The 1,832-nt window shown below is 40.1% G+C and carries 1 protein-coding gene; it reads right to left on the minus strand.

Annotation, left to right across the window (positions count from 1 at the left end; all coding sequences use genetic code 11):
- On the minus strand, positions 1-1,832 hold a 1,832-nt coding region (locus tag PNO30_RS08095), incomplete at both ends, for a DUF1542 domain-containing protein (RefSeq protein WP_271987940.1).

Genomic DNA, 1,832 nt, shown 5'->3' on the forward strand with positions numbered 1-1,832 from the left:
CAGCTTTCGCTGCAGTTTTTTCTTCGTCTGTTAAATCTGTACGTGCATCGATTGCGTCGTTCTTAGCTTTAAGTGCATCGTCTATCGCCTTCTTAACTGCTGGCTTAGCTTGTGCCGTTGGATTTACATTGTTTACTTCTGTTGTTCCGTTAGCTTTAGCTTGTTCCACCGCTGCGTTTGTTGTCGCATTGTCGATTGCTTGTTTTGCTGCATCTGCTTTTGCTTTCGCGTCTGATTTTGCTGCAGTTTTCTCTTCATCTGTTAAGTCTGTACGAGCGTCAATCTCATCGTTTTTAGCTTTTAATACTTCATCGATTGCTTTCTTAGCTTCTGGTTTCGCTATTGCTGTTGGATTTACTGAATCTATCTTTGTTGTTCCTGCAGTCTTAGCCTGTTCCACTTCTGCATTTGTTGTTGCATTATCGATTGCTTCTTTCGCTGCATCTGCTTTTTTCTTAGCTTCCACCTTAGCTGAAGATTTCTCTTCATCTGTTAAATCTGTGCGAGCATCAATCTCGTCATTCTTAATTTTCAGTGCTTCGTCTATTGCTTTCTTAGCTTCTGGTTTCTTAACCGCTAGCGGATTTACTGAATCTACCTTTGTTGTTCCTGCAGTCTTAGCTTGTTCCACTTCTGCGTTTGTTGTCGCATTGTCGATTGCTTCTTTCGCTGCATCGGCTTTTGCCTTAGCTTCTGCTTTGACTTTCACTTTTTCTTCTGCTGTTAAGTCATCATTCGCATCGATTGCATCTTCTTTTGCTTTTAACGCATCATCTATTGCCTGTTTAGCTGCTGGTTTCTTAGCTGCTTCTGGACTAAACGAATTAACATCACTTAAACCTGAAACGCTATTTACATCAACTTTAATATCAGTATCTGCTGCATCTATTGCTTCTTTTGCTTGATTAGCTTTGTTTTCTGCTTCAGCTTTTGTTACAGTTTTCTCTTCAGTTGTTAAATCATCTCGAGCATCAATTTCTTCTATTTTTTTCTCTAGAGCTGCATCAATTGCTTTTTTAGCCTCTGATTTCTTAACTGGTTCTGGACTAAATGAATTTACATCACTTAAACCAGATACACTATTTACATCAACCTTAATATCTGTATCAGCTTCATCTATTGCTTGCTTAGCTGCATCTGCTTTTGCTTTTGCTTCTTCCTTAGCTGCTAATTTTTCTTCTGCTGTTAAGTCATTATTCGCATCAATTTCTGCTTCTTTTGCCTTAAGGGCTTCATCAACTGCTTTCTTAGCCTCTGGTTTCTTAACCGCTACTGGATTCAATGAGTTTACATCTGCTACCCCAGTAGTTTTTGCATTTTCAACATCAGCATTTGTTGTCGCTTTATCAACTGCTTGTTTTGCTGCATCGGCTTTTGCTTTTGCTTCCTCTTTAGCTGCTATTTTTTCCTCAGCAGTAAGATCATCTCGAGCATCGATTTCTGCTTCTTTGGCTTTAAGCGCATCTTCTACTGCTTTCTTAGCTGCTGGTTTTACTACTGGTGTTGGGTTTACATTGTTTACTTCTGTTGTTCCGTTGGCCTTAGCTTGTTCCACTGTTGCGTTTGTTGTTGCATTGTCGATTGCTTGTTTTGCTGCATCTGCCTTGTCTTGCGCTTCTTGCTTAGCTGCTGCTTTCTCTTCAGCTGTTAAGTCGTTGTTGGCATCAATCGCATCATTCTTAGCTTTAAGCGCATCGTCTATCGCTTTCTTAGCTGCTGGTTTCGCTACTGGTGTTGGATTTACATTGTTTACTTCTGTTGTTCCGTTAGCTTTAGCTTGAGTTACTGCATCATTTGTTGTCGCGTTATCGATCGCTTGTTTTGCTGCATCT

Origin of the sequence: Gemella haemolysans (assembly GCF_028308085.1) — a bacterium.
GTDB lineage: Bacteria > Bacillota > Bacilli > Staphylococcales > Gemellaceae > Gemella > Gemella haemolysans_D.